15 protein-coding genes and 1 pseudogene are annotated in these 18736 nt (G+C 61.5%); 14 read left to right on the top strand and 2 right to left on the bottom strand.

From position 1 onward, the window contains the following. Positions 1-129 precede the first annotated feature (129 nt). The 3 genes from pheS to BCAL_RS10190 all read left to right on the top strand — a co-directional run bounded on the left by pheS (position 130) and on the right by BCAL_RS10190 (position 4729). Positions 130-1194 (top strand): phenylalanine--tRNA ligase subunit alpha, encoded by a 1065-nt coding sequence (gene pheS, locus BCAL_RS10200; protein WP_043166436.1) that lies wholly within the window; start codon positions 130-132, stop codon positions 1192-1194. Between the two features lie 6 nt (positions 1195-1200). Further along, positions 1201-3810: a phenylalanine--tRNA ligase subunit beta gene (gene pheT, locus BCAL_RS10195; protein WP_043166389.1), complete on the top strand. Its 2610-nt coding sequence runs from the start codon at positions 1201-1203 to the stop codon at positions 3808-3810. Positions 3811-3961: 151 nt separating this feature from the next. Next, the gene (locus BCAL_RS10190; RefSeq protein ID WP_043166390.1) at positions 3962-4729 is read left to right on the top strand and encodes a hypothetical protein; all 768 of its coding nucleotides are present in this window, start codon (positions 3962-3964) and stop codon (positions 4727-4729) included. Between the two features lie 292 nt (positions 4730-5021). Here BCAL_RS10190 and BCAL_RS13315 read toward each other — a convergent pair whose 3' ends face one another. Together BCAL_RS13315 and BCAL_RS12885 are read right to left on the bottom strand one after the other, a co-directional pair. Continuing rightward, complete coding sequence (locus BCAL_RS13315) at positions 5022-5957, bottom strand: sensor histidine kinase (RefSeq protein WP_152600375.1); 936 nt, start codon at positions 5955-5957, stop codon at positions 5022-5024. A gap of 166 nt (positions 5958-6123) precedes the next feature. Further along, positions 6124-6780, bottom strand: a complete 657-nt coding sequence (locus BCAL_RS12885; RefSeq protein ID WP_081887424.1) for a DNA-binding response regulator — start codon at positions 6778-6780, stop codon at positions 6124-6126. Positions 6781-7429: 649 nt separating this feature from the next. Between BCAL_RS12885 and BCAL_RS12400 the strand changes: the two genes are divergently transcribed. From BCAL_RS12400 to BCAL_RS10135, 11 genes and pseudogenes are all read left to right on the top strand, one after another. After that, entirely contained in the window at positions 7430-8110 is a 681-nt protein-coding gene (locus BCAL_RS12400; protein ID WP_152600376.1) for a hypothetical protein, read from the top strand. 62 nt (positions 8111-8172) lie between these two features. Further along, complete coding sequence (locus BCAL_RS10180) at positions 8173-9204, top strand: hypothetical protein (RefSeq protein ID WP_043260111.1); 1032 nt, start codon at positions 8173-8175, stop codon at positions 9202-9204. A 12-nt stretch (positions 9205-9216) separates the two neighbouring features. Next, entirely contained in the window at positions 9217-9861 is a 645-nt protein-coding gene (locus tag BCAL_RS10175) for an ATP-binding cassette domain-containing protein (RefSeq protein WP_043166394.1), read from the top strand. Positions 9862-9898: 37 nt separating this feature from the next. Continuing rightward, positions 9899-10912 (top strand): hypothetical protein, encoded by a 1014-nt coding sequence (locus BCAL_RS10170; RefSeq protein WP_152600377.1) that lies wholly within the window; start codon positions 9899-9901, stop codon positions 10910-10912. 120 nt (positions 10913-11032) lie between these two features. After that, positions 11033-12127, top strand: coding sequence for an N-acetyl-gamma-glutamyl-phosphate reductase (argC, locus tag BCAL_RS10165; RefSeq protein ID WP_043166397.1), 1095 nt, complete (start codon positions 11033-11035; stop codon positions 12125-12127). Continuing rightward, positions 12124-13296 carry a bifunctional glutamate N-acetyltransferase/amino-acid acetyltransferase ArgJ gene (gene argJ, locus BCAL_RS10160; protein WP_043166398.1) on the top strand — a complete coding sequence of 391 codons (1173 nt, stop codon included), beginning with the start codon at positions 12124-12126 and terminating at the stop codon, positions 13294-13296. Before argC ends, argJ begins: the two co-directional genes overlap by 4 nt. Positions 13297-13463: 167 nt before the next feature. Beyond that, on the top strand, positions 13464-14420 hold the full coding sequence (gene argB, locus BCAL_RS10155) for an acetylglutamate kinase (protein ID WP_043167853.1): 957 nt from the start codon (positions 13464-13466) through the stop codon (positions 14418-14420). Positions 14421-14514: 94 nt separating this feature from the next. Then, positions 14515-15737 (top strand): annotated as a pseudogene (locus tag BCAL_RS10150) (acetylornithine transaminase). Between the two features lie 70 nt (positions 15738-15807). Further along, positions 15808-16773 (top strand): ornithine carbamoyltransferase, encoded by a 966-nt coding sequence (gene argF, locus BCAL_RS10145; RefSeq protein ID WP_043167849.1) that lies wholly within the window; start codon positions 15808-15810, stop codon positions 16771-16773. After that, complete coding sequence (gene argR / locus BCAL_RS10140; protein WP_043167847.1) at positions 16770-17273, top strand: arginine repressor; 504 nt, start codon at positions 16770-16772, stop codon at positions 17271-17273. The genes argF and argR overlap by 4 nt, the downstream gene beginning before the upstream one ends. 137 nt (positions 17274-17410) lie before the next feature. Then, positions 17411-18649, top strand: coding sequence for an argininosuccinate synthase (locus BCAL_RS10135; RefSeq protein ID WP_043167845.1), 1239 nt, complete (start codon positions 17411-17413; stop codon positions 18647-18649). Positions 18650-18736 lie beyond the last annotated feature (87 nt).

Below are 18736 nucleotides of genomic sequence, written 5' to 3'. Positions count from 1 at the left end.
TGAGCGGACGGCCCCATGTCGAGTCGTATAGTGACAATGTGATGTTGGACAAAGCTTGGGGAAACGCGTGTTTTCGCGCGGTTTCCCACGTGTTTTCACGTCAATGAAGCAACAAAGGAAAGGGTGCTCGTGGCAGAAGCGCTATTCGATGCGCAAGCGGTGACCGATGCGGTCGCCGAAGGCATCGCCAAAATCCAGAACGCCTCCACGCTGGAGGAATTGAAAGCCATCAGAACGCAATACGCCGGTGCCGAGTCGGCGATGACCCTCGCCAGCAAGGCGATCGGATCCCTGCCCAAGGATCAGAAGAAGGAAGCCGGCAAGCTCATGGGCAAGCTGCGCGCCGACTTCGGCCGCGCCTTCGGCCCCAAGGAGGCCGAACTTAAGGAGGCCGCGGAGAAGGCCGCGCTCGCCGCCGAGACCGTCGACATGACGCTGCCCGTGAACCGCAAGCCGCTCGGCGCCCGCCACCCGCTCGCCAAGCTCATGGAGGACGTCGAGGACTTCTTCATCTCGATGGGCTGGCAGATCTCCTCCGGCCCCGAGGTGGAGGCCGAATGGTACAACTTCGACGCCCTGAACTTCGGCCCGGACCATCCGGCCCGTCAGATGCAGGACACCTTCTACGTCAAGGGCAACCAGGCCAAGGACGCCGCCGGCTTCGTCGGCTCCAACATGGTCGTGCGCACGCAGACCTCCTCCGATCAGGTGCGCGCCCTGATCGGCCGTGGCGTGCCGCTGTACATCGCCTCCCCGGGCCGCGTGTTCCGCACCGACGAGCTCGACGCCACCCACACCCCGGTGTTCCACCAGTGCGAGGCGCTCGCCGTCGACAGGAACCTGACCATGGCCGACCTCAAGGGCGTGCTGGACAAGCTCGCCGTTGCCATGTTCGGACCGGAGGCCAAGACGCGCCTGCGTCCGAGCTACTTCCCGTTCACCGAGCCCTCCGCCGAGCTCGACCTGTGGTTCCCCGACAAGAAGGGCGGCCCGGGCTGGCTCGAATGGGGTGGCTGCGGCATGGTCAACCCGAACGTCCTCAAGTCCGCGGGCCTGGACCCGAACGAGTACACCGGCTTCGCATTCGGCGTGGGCATGGAGCGCACGCTGCTGCTGCGTTCCGACATCAACGACATGCACGACCTCGTCGAAGGCGACGTGCGTTTCGCCGAACAGTTTGTGATGGGGGAGTGATTGCCCATGCCTATGGTTGATATCGATTGGCTCAAGGAACACGTCGAGGTCCCGGAGGGCCTCACCTACGAGCAGCTGGCCAAGGACCTCGTCAAGGTCGGCCTCGAGGAGGAGCAGATCCACGCCTCCCAGGTCACCGGCCCGATCGTCGTCGGCTACGTCGTCGACGCCACCCCGGAGCCGCAGAAGAACGGCAAGGTCATCAACTGGTGCCACGTCGACGTCGGACCCGAATACAACGAGACCGACGAGAACGGCAACAAGGTGCCGCGCGGCATCATCTGCGGCGCGCCGAACATGGCCGCCGGCGAGAAGGTCGTCGTGACGCTTCCCGGCGCCGTCCTGCCGGGCGATTTCAGGATCGAGCCGCGCAAGACCTACGGTCACATCTCCAACGGCATGTGCGCCTCCGAGCGCGAGCTCGGTCTCGGCGACGACCACAACGGCATCATCCTGCTGCGCCACTACGGCTTCACCACCGAGGAGTACGAGGCCCTGAAGCCCGGCGACGACGCGATGCACCTGCTGCACCTCGACCAGCCGCTGCTGGAGATCAACATCACCCCGGATCGCGGCTACACGCTCTCCTACCGTGGCGTGGCCCGCGAATTCCACCACTCCACCGGCGCCGCGTACACCGATCCGGTCGTCGAGCTCAACGCCAAGGTGCCCGAGCCGGCAGGCGAGGCCTCCGGCACCGTGCCGGACGTGCAGGTCGAGATCGAGGACGACAACCCGATCCACGGCGTGCCCGGATGCGATCGTTACTACGCGCGCGTCATCCGCGGCTTCGACCCGAACTCGCACACGCCCAACTGGATGCGCCGCCGCCTGATCCGCGCCGGCATGCGCTCCATCTCCCTGGCCGTCGACGTCACCAACTACGTGATGCTCGACCTGGGCCAGCCGATGCACGCCTACGACCTCGACAAGCTCGAGGCGCCGATCGTCGTGCGTCGCGCCAAGGAGGGCGAGAAGCTCACCACGCTCGACGGCAAGGAGCATGAGCTGAGCGTCGAGGACCTGCTCATCACCGATTCGCCGAACGGCGAACGCGCCTCCCGCATCATCGGTCTGGCCGGCGTGATGGGCGGCCTGTACGGCGAGGTCACGGCCGAGACGAAGAACATCCTGCTCGAGGCCGCGCACTTCGACCAGGTGACGATCGCCCGTTCCGCCCGCCGCCACAAGATCCCGTCCGAGGCGTCCCGCCGCTTCGAACGCGGCGTCGACTACGAGCTGCAGCCGGCCGCCGCGCAGATGGCCGTCGATCTGCTCGTCAAGTACGGCGACGGCGAGCCGAGCGAGCACCCGACCGACGTGAACCATACCGCCCACCGCAAGGCCATCCACTTCAAGGCGTCCGAGGTCAGGCGCGTCGCCGGCCTCGACACCCCGGTCAACGAGATCTCCGACATCCTCACCGACATCGGCTGCAAGGTGGCCGGCGGCGGCAACGGCGAGTTCGTCGTCACCCCGCCGACCTGGCGTCCGGACTTGAACGAGCCGTGCGATCTGGTCGAGGAGGTCGCGCGCCTCGTCGGCTACGACGAGATCCCCGTCACCGTGCCGCCAGCACCGGTCGAGGGCCTTGTGGGGCTCACTCCGGACCAGCTGCGTCGTCGCCGCGTGGCCGACGAGCTCGCCGAGTACGGCATGGTGGAGGCGCTGAGCTACCCGTTCGTCGGCGACGCCGACTACAAGGCGTTCGGCTACGACGCGGAGGCCACCAAGAAGGTCAGCGTCGAGATCGCCAACCCGCTCTACGGCGACCGTCCGTTCCTGCGCCGCCACATCCTGCCGACCCTCGCCGGCACCGTGCAGCGCAACATCCGACGCGGCATCGAGAACGTCTCGCTCTACGAGCTTGGCCACGTCTACCTGTGGAACCCGGATGCGCCCGCGATCCCGGCCCTGCCCGGCGGCGTGAAGCCGACCGACGAGCAGCTCGCCGCGCTCGACGCCGGCCTGCCGGATCAGCCCGACCACGTGGCCGGCATCCTGACGGGCCTTGCCGAGGACTCCGGCTGGCTGGGCGGCAAGCGTCCGGTCGACTGGTCCGACGCCGTCGAGGCCGTGCATCGCATCGCCGACCGTCTCGGTGCGAGAATCTCGCTCGAGCAGCCGGCCGCCGAGGACGTGCCCGCCCAGTGGCATCCGGGCCGTTTCGCCAACGTCAAGGTCGGCGACCTGTTCGTCGGCCTCGTCGGCGAACTGCACCCGCACGTCAACGAGGAGCTTGGCTTCCCCGAGCACTCCGCCGCGTTCGAGCTCAACCTGACCGCGCTGTTCTCCACGCTGGACGGCAAGCCGGTGCAGGCCCAGCCGATCTCCACGTTCCCGCCCGTCAAGCAGGACCTCGCCTTCACCGTGGATGACACGGTGACCGCCGCCCAGCTCGAGGCCGTGGTGCGCGAGGCCGCCGGCGCGAACCTCGAGTCGATCGAACTGTTCGACGTGTTCACCGGCGATGCACTCGGCGAGGGCAAGAAGTCGCTCGCGTTCGCCGTGGTCTTCCGCTCCCCGGACAAGACCCTGTCCGCCGAGGACAGCGAGGCGATCCGCAAGGCGATCATCGACAAGGCCGCCGAGCTTGGAGCGCAGCTGCGCGCGTGATCCCGTGTGACGTGCGTGATATGCGTCACAGCGTGACCGAGCGTGCTTCGCGCTTGGCGTGAACCGTGATCAGGGGACGTCGAAAGACGTCCCCTTTCGCGTAAGCTAGGGAGTGATCGACCACCCCGCGACCCTGTAGGAAAGGAACCTGATGACCGCACCCGAACAGCAGCCGAACAACCCCATCGAGCCGAACGGGGGGAACACGGCCGCCCCGGGGAACGCATCGGATCAGGGCACGTCCGCTGCACAGCAGCCAACGCAGACTCCTGCGCAGCCGCAGCCGCAGTACGGCCAGTACGCGAACCTCGACTACGGCGCGATGCGCAGCCAGTTCGGCCCGAACTACAACCCGTACCTCTACGGCGCCCCCGATCCCGATCCCAAGAGCGGCAACGGCGACGGCGTGCAGCAGAACGGGCAGAACATGCAACCCCCGCAGGGCTACCCGCAGAACGCCGCATACAATCCATACGGCTATCCGGGGCAACAGGGCGGACCGTACAATCCGTACAACCCGAACGGCGCCAACCCGTACGCCGGCAACAACCCGAATCGCCCCGCCGACGGGCATACGCCGCGCTACATCTACGGCATCGACGTCAACGACCCCAATCAGAACCCGCTCTACGGCAGATGGGACTCCTACGCGATCATCGCCTTCGTGTTCGCGTTGATCTTCTCCGTGCCTCTCCTGCCGGCGATCATGGGCGTCGCTTCGCTGTGGCGCACCAAGACGTTCCACATGAAGGGACGCGGCTTCGCGATCGCCGCGATCATCATCAACGTCATCACCACCGGCGTGCAGGTGTGGATGTGGCTCAACGGCATCAGCATGAACGACCTCTACGCCCAGCTGCTCAACGCATACGGCCTCGGTGGTGGTTCCGGCTCCAGCGACGACTCTTTGTCCGCGTGAATCTCTCCATACTCGTCCGGTGGGCTCTTCGGCCATATGAACTATGAACTGACTTTCAGCGCGTCGAATGCAGATATCTGTATTCAACGCGCCAAACAAGCGAAGCGCTGGCAACATTCATGTTATGAATGTGATTTGTGGAAGTGGCATTGTGCATAAGACGATATGCTGCATTATGACGTTTGTTCTGTCGGGATCTATGGCTGGGTCAATCATAATGCCGCAACAACAAGAAATATACTATCCAATTTCAATCATGCAGAAGTTTTGTCCGCCTTGGATACCGAAATGGCTATGCTGGATAAATGGGCAGTGAAATGAACACCTTGTGTATCCTTGCAGAATCCGTAACGGTAAGAATTCCATGCAGGAGTTCAATGCGTTCTCTTATTTTTTGCATGCCGCTTCCATTTGACAGTTTGGATTGGTGAGATGCCGTTGCATTAATACTGGTAATGGCTATTGAATCATCATGAGCGGTGACAGTGATTGCGTACCCGGATTGCTTGTCTGCGTGTTTGGATATGTTGCCGCAGAGTTCTTGAATGATATCTAAAATTAGATGTTGTTCATTAGATGACATAGATGGGAGTATTTTGGGGAATAGGATTGTTCCTTTGATTCCCAAGTTGCTGAGAACAGTCTGATTCTTATTGCATAATTTCGAGAGTTCTATCATATAATTGTCAATTGTTGATTCATTTTCAATTGTTTCAGTATCCAACTTATTTGATATGGATCTGATTTGTTCAAGAGATGAAAAAGCGAGCTGTCTGATTGTTTTGATGCTTTCGGTATTTTCTGATGATTGTTTTTTGAGTAGATTATCAGTCAATAGTATGATGTCGCAAAGATTGTTAGAAGTATAGTCATGCAGGTATCTTGCAAGCTTGAGGTTGCTTTGTTGTGATTTAAGTAAAAACTCCCTGTCTTTTGTGTCGAGTTGGTATCTCAGAAACAGTCCGCACAGTATCGGCAGTATAAGCAATGATGCGTATATTACTGTGTTCATCAAAATAGAGAAGATGCTGTGGTTTGGCGTATAAATAATCGTAGTTATCACATTGGAGGCAATAATAAAGAAATATAATGGCAGTATTGTTTTCTTGGAATAAAAGGATATGATTGATAAGGCGATAAGGAAATAAAAGAAATGTGATACACTTATTTCAAAGGGAAGAATTGGCAATATAGAGAAAACGATGACAGTGAACCATGATCCAGCCAATGGCTTGATGATGAGAAACAGGTATGAACATAAACAGGTGATAAGATACAGTATTGATGAGTAAGCAAAATGAGAGGTGAAGAGATATAACGAAGAGTCAACAATCGGCGTTAATGCAAATAGTGTAATTAATATATACGGGTATATGTGTTTTGTTTTCATGTGTCTATATAGTCTGTTGGCGTTGATAGTTGATGATGACTTCCTGCCAAGTGCGGGCATGGAGCTTGTTTCTTATGTTTCTTCTGTGCGCATAAACGGTGTTGACAGTGATATGGAGCTCTCTTGCTATCTGCTTGCAACTGAAACCTCCAAGACTTTTTTCTACCACGAGTTGCTCTACTTGTGTTAGTGTGGAATGATCATCCTGTGTTTGAATCGATAAGGGAGAACTTGTTGTGTTGGGAAAGCCTACCTCCCGTAGAATAGGTTTTCCGTTTTTAAGGTACTCCATTATTTTTGATACGGTTGCTTGAATATTTGCTTTGTCGATTAGCATTTGGGCACCGGAATTCTGTAGTGCGGTGCGATAGATATCCAGATTGTATGAGGTCATTCCAATGATTGTTGTATGTGAATTCATCATCCGAATCGAACTGCAAATCTGAGGTCCACTGAGATCTGAAAGCGCCATATCAAGAAACAGCACATCAGTTTTCGGTTGTTCAAAGCAGCAGTATTGAATCGCATCGGAAGGATCATTGCTCGTCCAGATGCTGACCGGTGATGTCCATGTGGCGGATATTCTCGTGATGAATTTTTTCAGATATTCCGTAACAATGTAGTCATTGTCTACTATTCCTATTCGTGTAGTCACGCTCATCACCTCTTAATCAGTACAGCGTATTATACATTGTTTCATGCGATGACGCGCCGTCTTTTGCAGAAATACAGTTATCTGTATTGTTCTGGTATGAGAGTGACAAGTAGTGTAGTTTAATACATAACGTACATAACGCTTCCTGCGTTGTATCTTGACCAAAGTGTTGTAGCACTACATGAGGCGGATAATTATCAATGGTGTAGAATCCGTCTCCCTTTTAGGATAACGACGTTCCAGATAAGATAAAAGATAGGTGGTTCTCATGAAAGGTAAGGTGTCAAGGCATCTTGTGCCTTTGCTTTGTCTGCGTGTCTCGCGATCGCCGGAACTCAGGTAGCGTATGCTGGTTGGGAGGCCAACTCCGGAACGACCCTTCATTCTCCGGTGAAAAACGAAGCTTGGGCTTGGGTTAATGCTTGGGGAGCACTCAGGGTAAGGCCTTTGCTCAGGTAGGGTCGGCGAAGAGCGATACCAGTTGGTTCCGTAAGGCCACACGGACGGCGCGCGCGTATGGTTCTCCTTCGGCTAATCCGATTAAGCATGACTACTACATCAAGTAAATTGAAATCATTATCTCTGGCGGCTGCTTGCATATGACTCAAGTCATATGCAAGCAGCTGCCTTAATTCCTTAGGGTGGTGCTGTTCTTATGGTAAAACGGGTTTTTAAAATGTGGATGAGATATTCTGCATTGACAATCACGATAGGTGTGTTCTTCTCGGTCGCCGCATGCGGAATTGCCGGCAAAACCTTCGAGAGTGAGAAGAACTCCGCCGAAAAGATAGCTCCGTTGACTGATATTTGGAGAGAGGAACTTGCCGGGCACGATCTCAGTGAGTTCGAGCGGTCTGTACTGGAGCGGGCGGTCAAGACCGGTCGTATCGATCAGAACGACTATGAACAGGCACATGCCAAATATCTGCAGTGTATGACCGCGGCGGGGTATGACCAACTGAAATACAACAAAATGCCTGACGGATTGTACAAGCTGTCTGACGATTCCGTCACTGATGCCAATTACTTCGACAAGTCTGTGGAGTGTTCGGAGGGGACGACGCGGGTCATCGAGGCTGACTTCCGCGATCAACAGGACAACCCGGACAGATATAAGGATCCAGGCATCGTAGCCGTCCAGTGTCTTCGTGACGCAGGTAAGGTAGACAAGGATTATACCGCCGCAGAGTTCAACAAGTCGGTCAAGGAAGTGGCTGCAGGAGCGAATCCGCAGGATGCGTTCGCCTTCCCCGTGAGCGGCTCCGATAGCCAAGTCATCTACTGCCTGTCTTTGGGTGGTCTTTCGCTATCGGGAGACTTCGATTCCGAGGGGTGATCACTATGCGTATGCCATGGTCTCGGTCGGGGAAAAGCGCGTCCATCAACCGGAATAGACGGATGTTTATTTTGCTGATCTGCCTGTGCTGCATCTCCTTTGGACTTGCGGTAGGTGTATTCGTCGTGCCCGGCCCGGTTCCTTCGAATCTCCGCCAGACGCCCGTCAGCGAGGAGATTCCGGTGGTCCGGGAAAGTTTCGACGATTCCCGCACCGTGAAGGCACAGCTCGACGTGACGGAGGGTCAGTCCATCGCCTGGACCGGCGGTGACATCGTGACGAAACTCGGAGTCGGGTCGCAATCAATACTGTCGTCAGGCGAGTCCCCGTTTTCCGTGGATGGCAAGCCGATCGTCGCGCTGCATACGTCCGTGCCGTTGTACCGGGATCTGTATGCTGGTATGGCCGGAGAGGATGTGGGCGCTTTACGCGACGAATTGGTGCGTCTGGGTTTCGGAGGCGACACGGTTCAGCGCCTTCACAACACGTTTGACCGATCGCTGCGGCTTTCCCTGATCGGGCTGCAGAAGCACATTGGAGCCGCTCGTACAGGTGCACTCCATCTGACAGATTGCGTATGGCTTCCCGGACAGTCGATCACGCTTGCCTCATCATCTCTGGTGTTGGGACAGTCGGCGCCGCAGGAACTTGGCCGAACAGCGATGACGGTGTCTGCCCTGAAAATCAATGTGCCGGACGGTCTATACCCGGGGGCGCGAGTCGTCGACATCAATGGAGTCGAGACCAAATTGCCATCTGACGGCGTCGTTACGGATCGAGTCTTTCTGGATGCACTGGTGAAAACCGATGCATTTGTTCAATGGTCGGCAGCGGGTGAGGAACAGCGTGCAGGAGGATTGAGCTCGACAATTCGGCTGGAGCATGCCTTGGATGCCACGAAGGTTCCCGCCGGAGCGGTGTTCGGAATCAACGGTCATCGTGCCTGTGTCCGTAATGGAGAGCACTCGGTCGTAGTGGACCTGTACGGTTCCGACAACGGATTCGCGATGGTTGGTCCGAAGGGGCGATTGTCCTCCGTGCAGGTTCCCGTCCGCGTCGCGATGCAGTGCTCGGTCTCCATGCAGGCTCGGTAGGGGGGCGACGGGATGAACGACGAGATCTGTGTGGACGTTCGCGACCTTGGTCAGCGATTCGGAACCATGCCGTTCCTGTGGAGACATGTGACCTTCTCCGTGCGACGCGGTCAGACCATCGCATTATGCGGCAGATCCGGATGCGGCAAATCGACTTTACTGTCCATCGTCGCCGGATGGTTTTCACCCACGGAGGGCGAGGTGAGAAGTCCCGATAAGGCTCGTGTGAGCTGGGTTTTCCAGAATCCGTATGGTGCGGTGTACCGCACGGTGCTTGACATAGCTGCATATCCGTTGATTACGCGTGGATGGAGGCGTGCAGAGGCTGATGCCGAGGCGTTGCGTGTGTTGGCGGAGTTCGGTCTCGATGAACTACGGGACCGCCTGTTTGCAGAACTATCCGGCGGCGAGGCGCAGCGGCTGATGCTCGTACGCGCGATCAACTCGAAGCCGGATATACTGCTGGTGGATGAGCCGACGGCACAGCTGGATTCGAAGACGGCGCTCGTGGTGGATGACAAGCTCGTCGCGTTGGCAGGCAGGGGAGCCGCAGTCCTGATAGCCACCCATGACCGGCGTACCAGAGAGTCATGTGATCGTGTGATCGATCTTGATACGTATTCCGTCGAGGAGGGCAGTGGCGATGAGGCTACGTGAACTGCTCCGCGAGTCGTGGCGTGACATGGTATCGGGCATGGGCAGATCACTGCTGCTGTTCGTCGGGATCTCATCGTTGACATGCTGTCTGATCGGATTCGACCTGATGCAGATCATCGCCATTGAGCACCGGGTCATCGAATACAGAGACACCGGGTCGAACATCGCAATGGTGGTCAAGGAGAAAGGTATTAACGGCGAAGCGTGCATGGGAATGACTCGTTCCGGGTCCGTCGAATCCGCGGGGGCGCTGCGCGCCGCCGGTGATGTCTCTCTGACTGCGTTGCCGCACAATCCGATTCCGACATTCGAGGTGACGTCGGAAATCCCGCCGATCATCCCCGCGCGAGTTTCCCGGGGCGGGGTGTGGGTGCCTAGACAGATGGCGACCAATCTGGGGTTGGCGGTCGGATCCGATATCGCCACGGACCGCGGTGAGCTGCATGTCGCCGGCATTTACGCGTGGCCAGAGGACGGGCGTGACGCCAGAATGGGGTACGCGATAATCGTCCCGGTGGCCGATTCCGGCAGCTTCGATGAATGCTGGGCTCGGACGTCCACGTCTAGAGAGGAGATCGCCTCTCTGCTGAGGTATGCGGTGTCCTACGATGCCGGACTTGCCGAGGTGCAGGTCGGGCAGTTGAACTACGCGAAGGGTGATTGGGTGGACGGTCATCGTCTGTTTTCTACCAGATCGTCGCGGTTCGCCATGCCCGTGAGCGGTTTGCTCGCATTGCTGCTGGCATATGGATGCGTCCGCAGACGAAAGCTCGAGCTGTCCGGCAACCTTCATGCGGGATGCGATAAAGCTGCGCAGATGGTGCAACTGATCGTGGAGCAGTTCGTTCCCACAGTGATGGCGGTGTTCGTGTCCCTGATCGGCATGTCGGTCGTTCTGATAATGTCTCATGCTCCCGAGGTCATGCAGCTGATCCAAGTGGCCTGCTATGAGACGCTGTGCATTCCGGTGGGAGTCGTGCTCGGCACGATGTTCGGAGGCGTGACGATACACGAGCGGGACCTGTTCCGCTATTTCAAGAGTCGTGCGTGAAGAATCGTGCACGGGCCCATGCTCCGGAGTCAAATTGTGAAACACATCGTTGCATAATTATGCAATAGTCCGCATAAGTCGTATACTCGTGCTTGTTGTCTTGTTGGATAAGGACGTGATATGGCGAAGTATACGGTGGCCGTGGCGGGTGCCACGGGCTATGCGGGCGGTGAGGCATTGCGCATTCTGGCGGCCCACCCGGATTTCGAGGTGACGTGCGTCGCCGGCCATTCCTCGGTGGGGGACAAGCTCGGCAGGCATATGCCCCACATCCCGCAGCTGGCCGATCTGACCGTCGAGGACACCACCCCCGAGGTGCTCAACGGCCATGACGTGATCATTCTGGCGCTGCCGCACGGCGCATCCGGGGCCCTTGCCTCCAAGCTCGATCCGGACGCGGTCGTCGTCGACCTTGGCGCCGACCATCGCCTCGAGGAGAAAAGCGCGTGGGACGAGTTCTACGGCGGCGACTTCTACGAGCACTGGACTTACGGCATGCCCGAGCTCATCACCGGGCACGACGCCCACGGCGGCTACACGCGCCAGCGTGCGAACCTGCCCGGCGTCAAGCGCATCGCGGGCCCCGGCTGCAACGTGACCGCCACCACCCTGGCCATGCAGCCGGGCGTCGCCGAGGGACTCGTCGAACCCAAGGACCTCGTCGCCGATCTCGTCGTCGGCTACTCCGGCGCCGGCAAGAACCTGAAGCGCACCAACCTGCTCGCCGCCGAGGCGCTCGGCTCCGCCCTGCCCTACGGCGTGGGCGGCACGCATCGCCACATCCCCGAGATCCTGCAGAACCTCGCCCACGCCGCCGGCAAGCCCGCCTCGGCCGCCGACGAGTTCACGCTCGGATTCACCCCGGTGCTCGCCCCCATGTCGCGAGGCATCCTCGCCACCGTCTCCGCGAAGATGACCGACAAGGCCGCCTCGATGAGCGACGAGGAGATCCGCCAGGTGTGGGCCAAGGCCTACGAGGGACAGGACTTCATGGTCCTGCTACCCGAGGGCTCCCTGCCCGCCACCGGCAACATCATCGGCTCGAACGCCGCCCACCTGCAGGTCGTCACCGACCGTCACGCCGGGCGCATCATCGCGTTCGCCGCCATCGACAACCTCAACCGCGGCACCGCCGGTCAGGCTGTCCAGTCACTGAACATCGCCCTTGGTCTGCCCGAGGATCAGGGACTTACCAAGATCGGAGTCGCACCGTGAGCGTCACATTCGCACAGGGATTCTCCGCCGCCGGAGTCGCGGCGGGCATTTCGTCGGTCGAAGACAAGAAGGACCTCGCCCTCATCGTCAACAACGGACCGCTGGACGCGGCCGCGGGCGTGTTCACCTCGAACCGCTTCTGCGCAGCCCCCGTCCAATGGTCGCGCAAGCAGGTCGCCGACGGCCACGTCAAGGCCGTGATCCTGAACTCCGGCGGCGCCAACGCGTGCACCGGCGCGGCCGGCTACGCGCAGTCACAGGCCACCGCCGAGAAGGTCGCGGCCCTCGTCGGCACCAAACCGCAGGACGTGGCGGTCTGCTCCACCGGCCTGATCGGCGAACTGCTGCCGCTCGACAACGTGCTCGCCGGCGCCGAGACCGCCTACCAGGCGCTCGCGGCCACCCCCGAGGCCGGCGCGGACGCATCCCACGCCATCATGACCACCGACACCAAGCCGAAGACCGTCGAACTCGAGGGCTCCAACGGCTGGAGGATCGGCGGCATGGTCAAGGGATCGGGCATGATCGCCCCGCAGCTGGCCACCATGCTGTGCGTCATCACCACCGACGCGGTCGTCACCGCCGGCCAGATGCAGGCCGCACTGGCCGTCGCCACCGAGCATTCGTTCAACCGCATCGATGTGGACGGCTGCATGTCCACCAACGACACGGTGCTCCTGCTCGCCTCCGGCGCCTCCGGCGTCGAACCCGACAAGGACGAGTTCAACAGGCTCGTCAAGGACGCCTGCGCCTCGCTCGCCCGCCAGATCATCGGCGACGGCGAGGGCGCCAGCCACGACATCCGCATCACCGTCACCGGCGCCACCAGCGAGGACGCGGCCCTCGCCTGCGGCCGCGCGGTCGCCGCCTCCAACCTGCTCAAATGCGCGATCAGCGGCAACGACCCCAACTGGGGGCGCATCGTCTCCTCGCTCGGCACCGTTCCGCCCGAAGTCGCCCCGTACGACTCCGAGAAGGTGACCGTCGACGTCAACGGCGTGCGCATCTGCGAGAACGGCGGCGCCGGACGCGACCGCAGCGAGGTCGACATGACCTCGCGCGAGGTCCACATCGACATCGACCTGAACGCAGGCGACGCCGAGGCCACCGTCTGGACCGACGACCTCACCCACGAATACGTCCACATCAACGCCGACTACGAAAGCTGAAGTTCCGGCGGGTTCCGGGGTGGATGCCGTCACGTTTCGCCGGGACGGAGGGATGGGCGTCGGTTTTCGTCGTCAGACCGTAAAGACTTGGCCAGAGCGGCCCGGAGCGTGTCGGATGACGAAAACCGACGCCCATCCCGGACAACGCTGGGATTAGAAAGAAGACTATGGCTACAGAATTAAAGGGACCTGGGTTCCATTTCGACGTGCACACCGATCTGCGCGCCGATCAGAAGGCGGAGGTGCTCATCGAGGCGCTGCCGTGGCTCGAGGAGTTCGCCGGGCAGCGCATCGTCGTCAAATACGGCGGCAACGCGATGGTCGACGAGCACTTGAAGCAGTGCTTCGCCGAGGACATGGTGTTCCTGCGTCAGGTGGGACTGCACCCGATCGTCGTGCACGGCGGCGGCCCGCAGATCTCGCGCATGTTGAAGGCCCTCGGCATCAAATCCGAATTCAAGGGGGGCCTGAGGGTCACGACCCCCGAGGCGATGGACGTGGTGCGCATGGTCCTGACCGGCAAGGTCTCTCGTGAGCTCGTCGGCCTCATCAACGCGCACGGCCCGTTCGCCGTCGGCCTGTCCGGCGAGGACGGCGGACTGTTCTCCGCCATGCAGCGCAAGCCCGTCATCGACGGCAAGGCCACCGACATCGGACTGGTCGGCGACGTGGTCTCCGTCGACGCGTCCGCCGTCGAGGACCTCGTGGCCGCCGGGCGCATCCCGGTCGTCTCGTCGGTCGCCCCGAACGAGGACGACGCCACCGAGGTGCTCAACGTGAACGCCGACTCCGCGGCCGCCGCGCTCGCCGCCGCCGTCGGCGCGCGTAAGCTCGTGATCCTCACCGACGTCGACGGCCTGTACGCCGACTGGCCGGATCGCAACTCGCTGATCGGCCGCATCGGCGTGGAGAACCTGCGAGACATGCTGCCCGATCTGGAATCCGGCATGCGCCCGAAGATGGAGGCCTGCGTGCGCGCCATCGACGGCGGCGTTCCCCAGGCGCACATCATCGACGGCCGCAAGCCGCACTCCATCCTGAACGAGATATTCACCACCGCCGGCATCGGCACCATGGTCGTGCCCGAGGACGGCATCGAGATGAGGAGCTCCTATGTCTACTGAGTCCATTGATGTCAGCAACGCCAACGTCCCCGCGGGCGGCGAGACGCTCGGCCCGAACGATGAGAAGTGGCTGGGGGAGTACTCCCAGGTCCACATGAACGTGTTCGGCACCCCGCTGCGCGTGATGGACCACGGCAAGGGTACGCGCGTGTGGGACATCGACGGCAACGAATACCTCGACTTCCTCGCCGGCATCGCCGTCAACTCGCTCGGCTATGCGCACCCCAAGTGGGTCGAGGCCGTCTCCGAGCAGGCCGCGAAGGTCGCCCACACGAGCAACTACTTCGCCACCGAGCCGCAGATCAGGCTCGCCGCCAAGCTCATCGAACTCGCCGGCGCCCCCGAAGGCTCCCACGTGTACTTCGGCAACTCCGGCGCCGAAGGCAACGAGGCCGCCTGAAGCTTGCCAAGCTCTACGGGCGCACGCTGCCCGGAGCCTCGCCCGCGATGGGCGGCAAGCCCGCGCGCATCATCGCCCTGACCAACGGCTTCCACGGCCGTACTCTGGGCGCGCTGTCCGCGACGTGGAAGCCCGCCATCCGCAAGCCGTTCGAGCCGCTCGTGCCGAGCATCCAGTTCGTGCGCGCCGGCGACCCGTTCGCCCTCTACGAGGCGTTCGCCGAGACCGGTGTCGGCCACTACGGCAAGGGTCCGGTCGCCGCCGTCATCATGGAACTCATCCAGGGCGAGGCCGGCGTCAAGCCTCTGGGCGCCGACTACGTCAAGCAGGTGCGTCAGATGTGCGACATCCACAACGCGCTGCTCATCATCGACGAGGTGCAGACCGGCATCGGCCGCACCGGATCCTGGTTCGCATTCCAGCGCGAGGACCTTTCCGGCGGCATCACCCCGGACATCGTCACGTTCGCCAAGGGCGTCGCCGGAGGCTTCCCGATGGGTGGCATGATCGCCTTCGGCTCCAAGCTCTCCGCGCTGTTCACCCCCGGATCGCACGGCTCGACCTTCGCCGGCAACCCGCTCGGCGCGGCCGCCGCGCTCGCCACGCTGTCCGTGATCGAGCAGGACGGGCTCGTCGCCAACGCCGAGGAGCGTGGACGTCAGCTGCGCGAGGGCCTCATGGCCACCGGTAACCCGCTGTACGTCTCCGTACGCGGCCGGGGCCTGCTGGACGCGGTCGAACTGTCCCACCCGTGCGCGCACGCGGCGATGAACTGGTGCCTTGAGCACGGTCTCATCGTCAACGCCGTACGCGCCGACGCCCTGCGCTTCGCGCCGCCGCTCATCGTCTCCGAACAGGACGTGGACGATGCGCTGGCCATCCTCAAGGCCGTTCCGACGGACCTTCCCAACGACTGACCGGCCGACGTCGGCGCACGGTCCGTCCCAGAACCATTCGTCATTCGTCTTTTGAAAGAGAGCAACCATCATGACCCCCGAACTTCGCCACATGCTGCGTGACGACGACCTGAACCACGAGGAGCAGAAGCAGGTCCTCGAACTCGCCATCAAGTTCCACAAGGACCGTTTCTACAAGCAGCCGTTCGCCGGCCCCCAGGCCATCGCGGTGCTGTTCGACAAGCCGTCGACCCGCACGCGATCCAGCTTCTCCATCGGCGTGGCCGAACTCGGCGGCTATCCGCTGGTCATCGACAAGTCCGGATCCCAGCTGGGCCGCGGCGAGCCGGTCGCCGACACCGCCCGCGTGCTCGACCGCATGGCCTACGGCGTGGTGTGGCGCACCTTCGGCCAGGATCGCGTCGAGGAGATGGCGAAGTACTCCACCCACCCGGTGGTCAACGCGCTGACCGACGACTTCCACCCCTGCCAGATCCTCGCCGACTTCCAGACGATCGCCGAGCACCGCGGCGGCGTCGACAACCTGAAGAACCAGACCATCGCCTACGTGGGCGACGCGGCCAACAACATGTCCAACTCGTACCTGCTCGGCGGCGCCGTCGCCGGCATGAACGTGCGCGTGGCCGGCACGCAGGGCTACCTGCCCCGTCCGGACATCGTCGCTGACGCGGAGGCGCTCGCAGCCGAGAACGGCGGCTCCATCCTCGTGACCACCGATGCGAAGGAGGCCGTCAGGGACGCCGACTGCGTGTTCACCGACACGTGGGTGTCGATGGGCGAGGAGGCCGAGTACGCGATCCGCTCCAAGCCGTTCTGGCACTACCAGGTCAACGACGAGCTCATGGCCCTCGCCAAGCCCGACGCGCTGTTCCAGCACTGCCTGCCCGCCTACCGCGGCAAGGAGGTCACCGCCTCGGTGATCGACGGCCCGCAGTCCGTGGTGTGGGACGAGGCGGAGAACCGTCTGCACGCGCAGAAGGCGTTGCTGACCTGGCTGACCGGCAAGGCGCGCGGCGACGAAAGCCTGCTCGCATGAGCGAATCCAGCTCCCTGCAGCGTCCGACGACCCGTACGGCGCGACTGAGCGCCATCGAGGAGGCACTGACGAACCATGTCGTCACGTCGCAGTCGCAGCTGTCGGCGATCCTCGCCGATCAAGGCATCGCCGTCACGCAGGCGACGCTGAGCCGCGATCTGGACGAGATGAACGCGTTCAAGAAGCGCCTGCCCGACGGCACGATGGCCTATGCCGTCGGGCATATCGCCGACGACGAGCACCCCGACATGACGAAGGCCGAGACGCAGATGTCGCGCGTGCTGAGCGGGCTGGTCACCTCCGTGGCCGCCGCTCGGAACCTCATCGTCGTGCATACGCCGTCGGGCGCGGCGCAGTACGTGGCGTCCGTCATCGACAAGCAGCCGGTGGAGGGGGTGCTCGGCACGATCGCCGGGGACGACACCGTGATGGTGATCTGCCCTGACGAGGGGAGTGCGGAGGCACGTGCCGACTGGCTGCTCGCGCTCGCATCGAAATAGCGTCGGGCGCCGCAGGCTGCACCGGCTGCATTCGCTCGCATCACGTCCGCATCGTAAGACGCGCCACACCGGTGGTGCATAAATATACGGACTTATGTATATACTTTCATCAGTTTGTTTTTGAAGAAAGGCATTCCATGGCAGACAACAATCGACTCGTACTGGCCTACTCCGGCGGCCTTGACACCTCCGTCGCGATCTCGTACCTCAAGGAGCGCACCGGCAAGGACGTCGTCGCCGTCTCCCTCGACGTCGGTCAGGGCGGCGAAAGCCTCGAGACCATCAAGGAGCGCGCCCTCGCCTGCGGCGCCGTCGAGGCGTACGTCGTCGACGCGCGAGACGAGTTCGCCAACGAGTACTGCATGAAGGCCCTCAAGGCCAACGCCATGTACGAAGGCGTCTACCCGCTCGTCTCCGCCATCTCCCGCCCGCTGATCTCCAAGCACCTCGTGCGCGCCGCCCACCAGTTCGGCGCCGACACGATCTCCCACGGCTGCACCGGCAAGGGCAACGATCAGGTTCGCTTCGAGGTGTCCATCGCCTCCATCGACCCGACGCTCAAGGCCATCAGCCCGATCCGTGATCTGGCCCTGACCCGCGACGTCGAGATCGCGTTCGCCAAGGAGCACAAGCTGCCGATCACCCAGACCGAGAAGTCCCCGTACTCCATCGACCAGAACGTGTGGGGCCGCGCCATCGAGACCGGCTTCCTCGAGGACCCGTGGAACGGCCCGACCAAGGACTGCTACTCCTACACCGACGACCCGGCGTTCCCGCCGGTCGAGGACGAGGTCGTCATCGAGTTCAAGCAGGGCATCCCGATCAAGATCGACGGCCGCGACGTCACCCCGCTGCAGGCCATCGAGGAGATGAACCGCCGCGCCGGCGCACAGGGCATCGGCCGCATCGACCTGATCGAGGATCGTCTGGTCGGCATCAAGTCCCGCGAGCTGTACGAGGCCCCGGGCGCCGTGGCCCTCATCACCGCGCACCAGGAGCTCGAGAACTGCTGCCTCGAGCGCGAGCAGCACCGCATCAAGCGCGACATCGACAAGCGCTGGGGCGAGCTCGTCTACGATGCGCAGTGGTTCTCCCCGGCCACCCAGTCCCTCAACGCGTTCATCGAGGACACTCAGAAGCACGTCTCCGGCGAGATCCGCATGACCCTGCACGGCGGTCGCGCGGTCGTCACCGGCCGTCGCTCCGACTCCTCGCTGTACGACTACAACCTCGCCACCTACGACTCCGGCGACAGCTTCGACTCGAAGTCCTCCAACGGCTTCATCGACATCTACGGCCTGCCGAGCCGCGTGGCCGCCGCCCGCGACGTCAAGTTCGGCAACGGCATCGAGGTGCCGTCCAACACCGTCGAGTGACAACGGGCTGACGCGATCGGTCGGTTGCTGCCGACTGGCTCTGATCCGGCTGGTTGGTTGTCTTACTGACGCGTCGGTCGACCGTCG

It is taken from the genome of Bifidobacterium callitrichos DSM 23973 (assembly GCF_000741175.1).
GTDB classification, from domain to species: Bacteria; Actinomycetota; Actinomycetes; order Actinomycetales; family Bifidobacteriaceae; genus Bifidobacterium; species Bifidobacterium callitrichos.
Note: the sequence above shows the minus strand (reverse complement) of the source record. Positions and strands in the feature narration are given on the sequence as shown.

Excerpts from the sequence above, each read along its gene's own strand:
- BCAL_RS12885 (WP_081887424.1), bottom strand. The coding sequence starts at position 6,780 with ATGAGCGTGACTACACGAATAGGAATAGTAGACAATGACTACATTGTT.
- BCAL_RS10190 (WP_043166390.1), top strand. The coding sequence starts at position 3,962 with ATGACCGCACCCGAACAGCAGCCGAACAACCCCATCGAGCCGAACGGG.
- BCAL_RS12400 (WP_152600376.1), top strand. The coding sequence starts at position 7,430 with ATGGTAAAACGGGTTTTTAAAATGTGGATGAGATATTCTGCATTGACA.
- argB (WP_043167853.1), top strand. The coding sequence starts at position 13,464 with ATGGCTACAGAATTAAAGGGACCTGGGTTCCATTTCGACGTGCACACC.
- BCAL_RS10135 (WP_043167845.1), top strand. The coding sequence starts at position 17,411 with ATGGCAGACAACAATCGACTCGTACTGGCCTACTCCGGCGGCCTTGAC.
- BCAL_RS10170 (WP_152600377.1), top strand. The coding sequence starts at position 9,899 with ATGGGCAGATCACTGCTGCTGTTCGTCGGGATCTCATCGTTGACATGC.
- BCAL_RS10180 (WP_043260111.1), top strand. The coding sequence starts at position 8,173 with ATGTTTATTTTGCTGATCTGCCTGTGCTGCATCTCCTTTGGACTTGCG.
- argF (WP_043167849.1), top strand. The coding sequence starts at position 15,808 with ATGACCCCCGAACTTCGCCACATGCTGCGTGACGACGACCTGAACCAC.
- BCAL_RS10175 (WP_043166394.1), top strand. The coding sequence starts at position 9,217 with ATGAACGACGAGATCTGTGTGGACGTTCGCGACCTTGGTCAGCGATTC.
- pheT (WP_043166389.1), top strand. The coding sequence starts at position 1,201 with ATGCCTATGGTTGATATCGATTGGCTCAAGGAACACGTCGAGGTCCCG.
- argR (WP_043167847.1), top strand. The coding sequence starts at position 16,770 with ATGAGCGAATCCAGCTCCCTGCAGCGTCCGACGACCCGTACGGCGCGA.
- argC (WP_043166397.1), top strand. The coding sequence starts at position 11,033 with ATGGCGAAGTATACGGTGGCCGTGGCGGGTGCCACGGGCTATGCGGGC.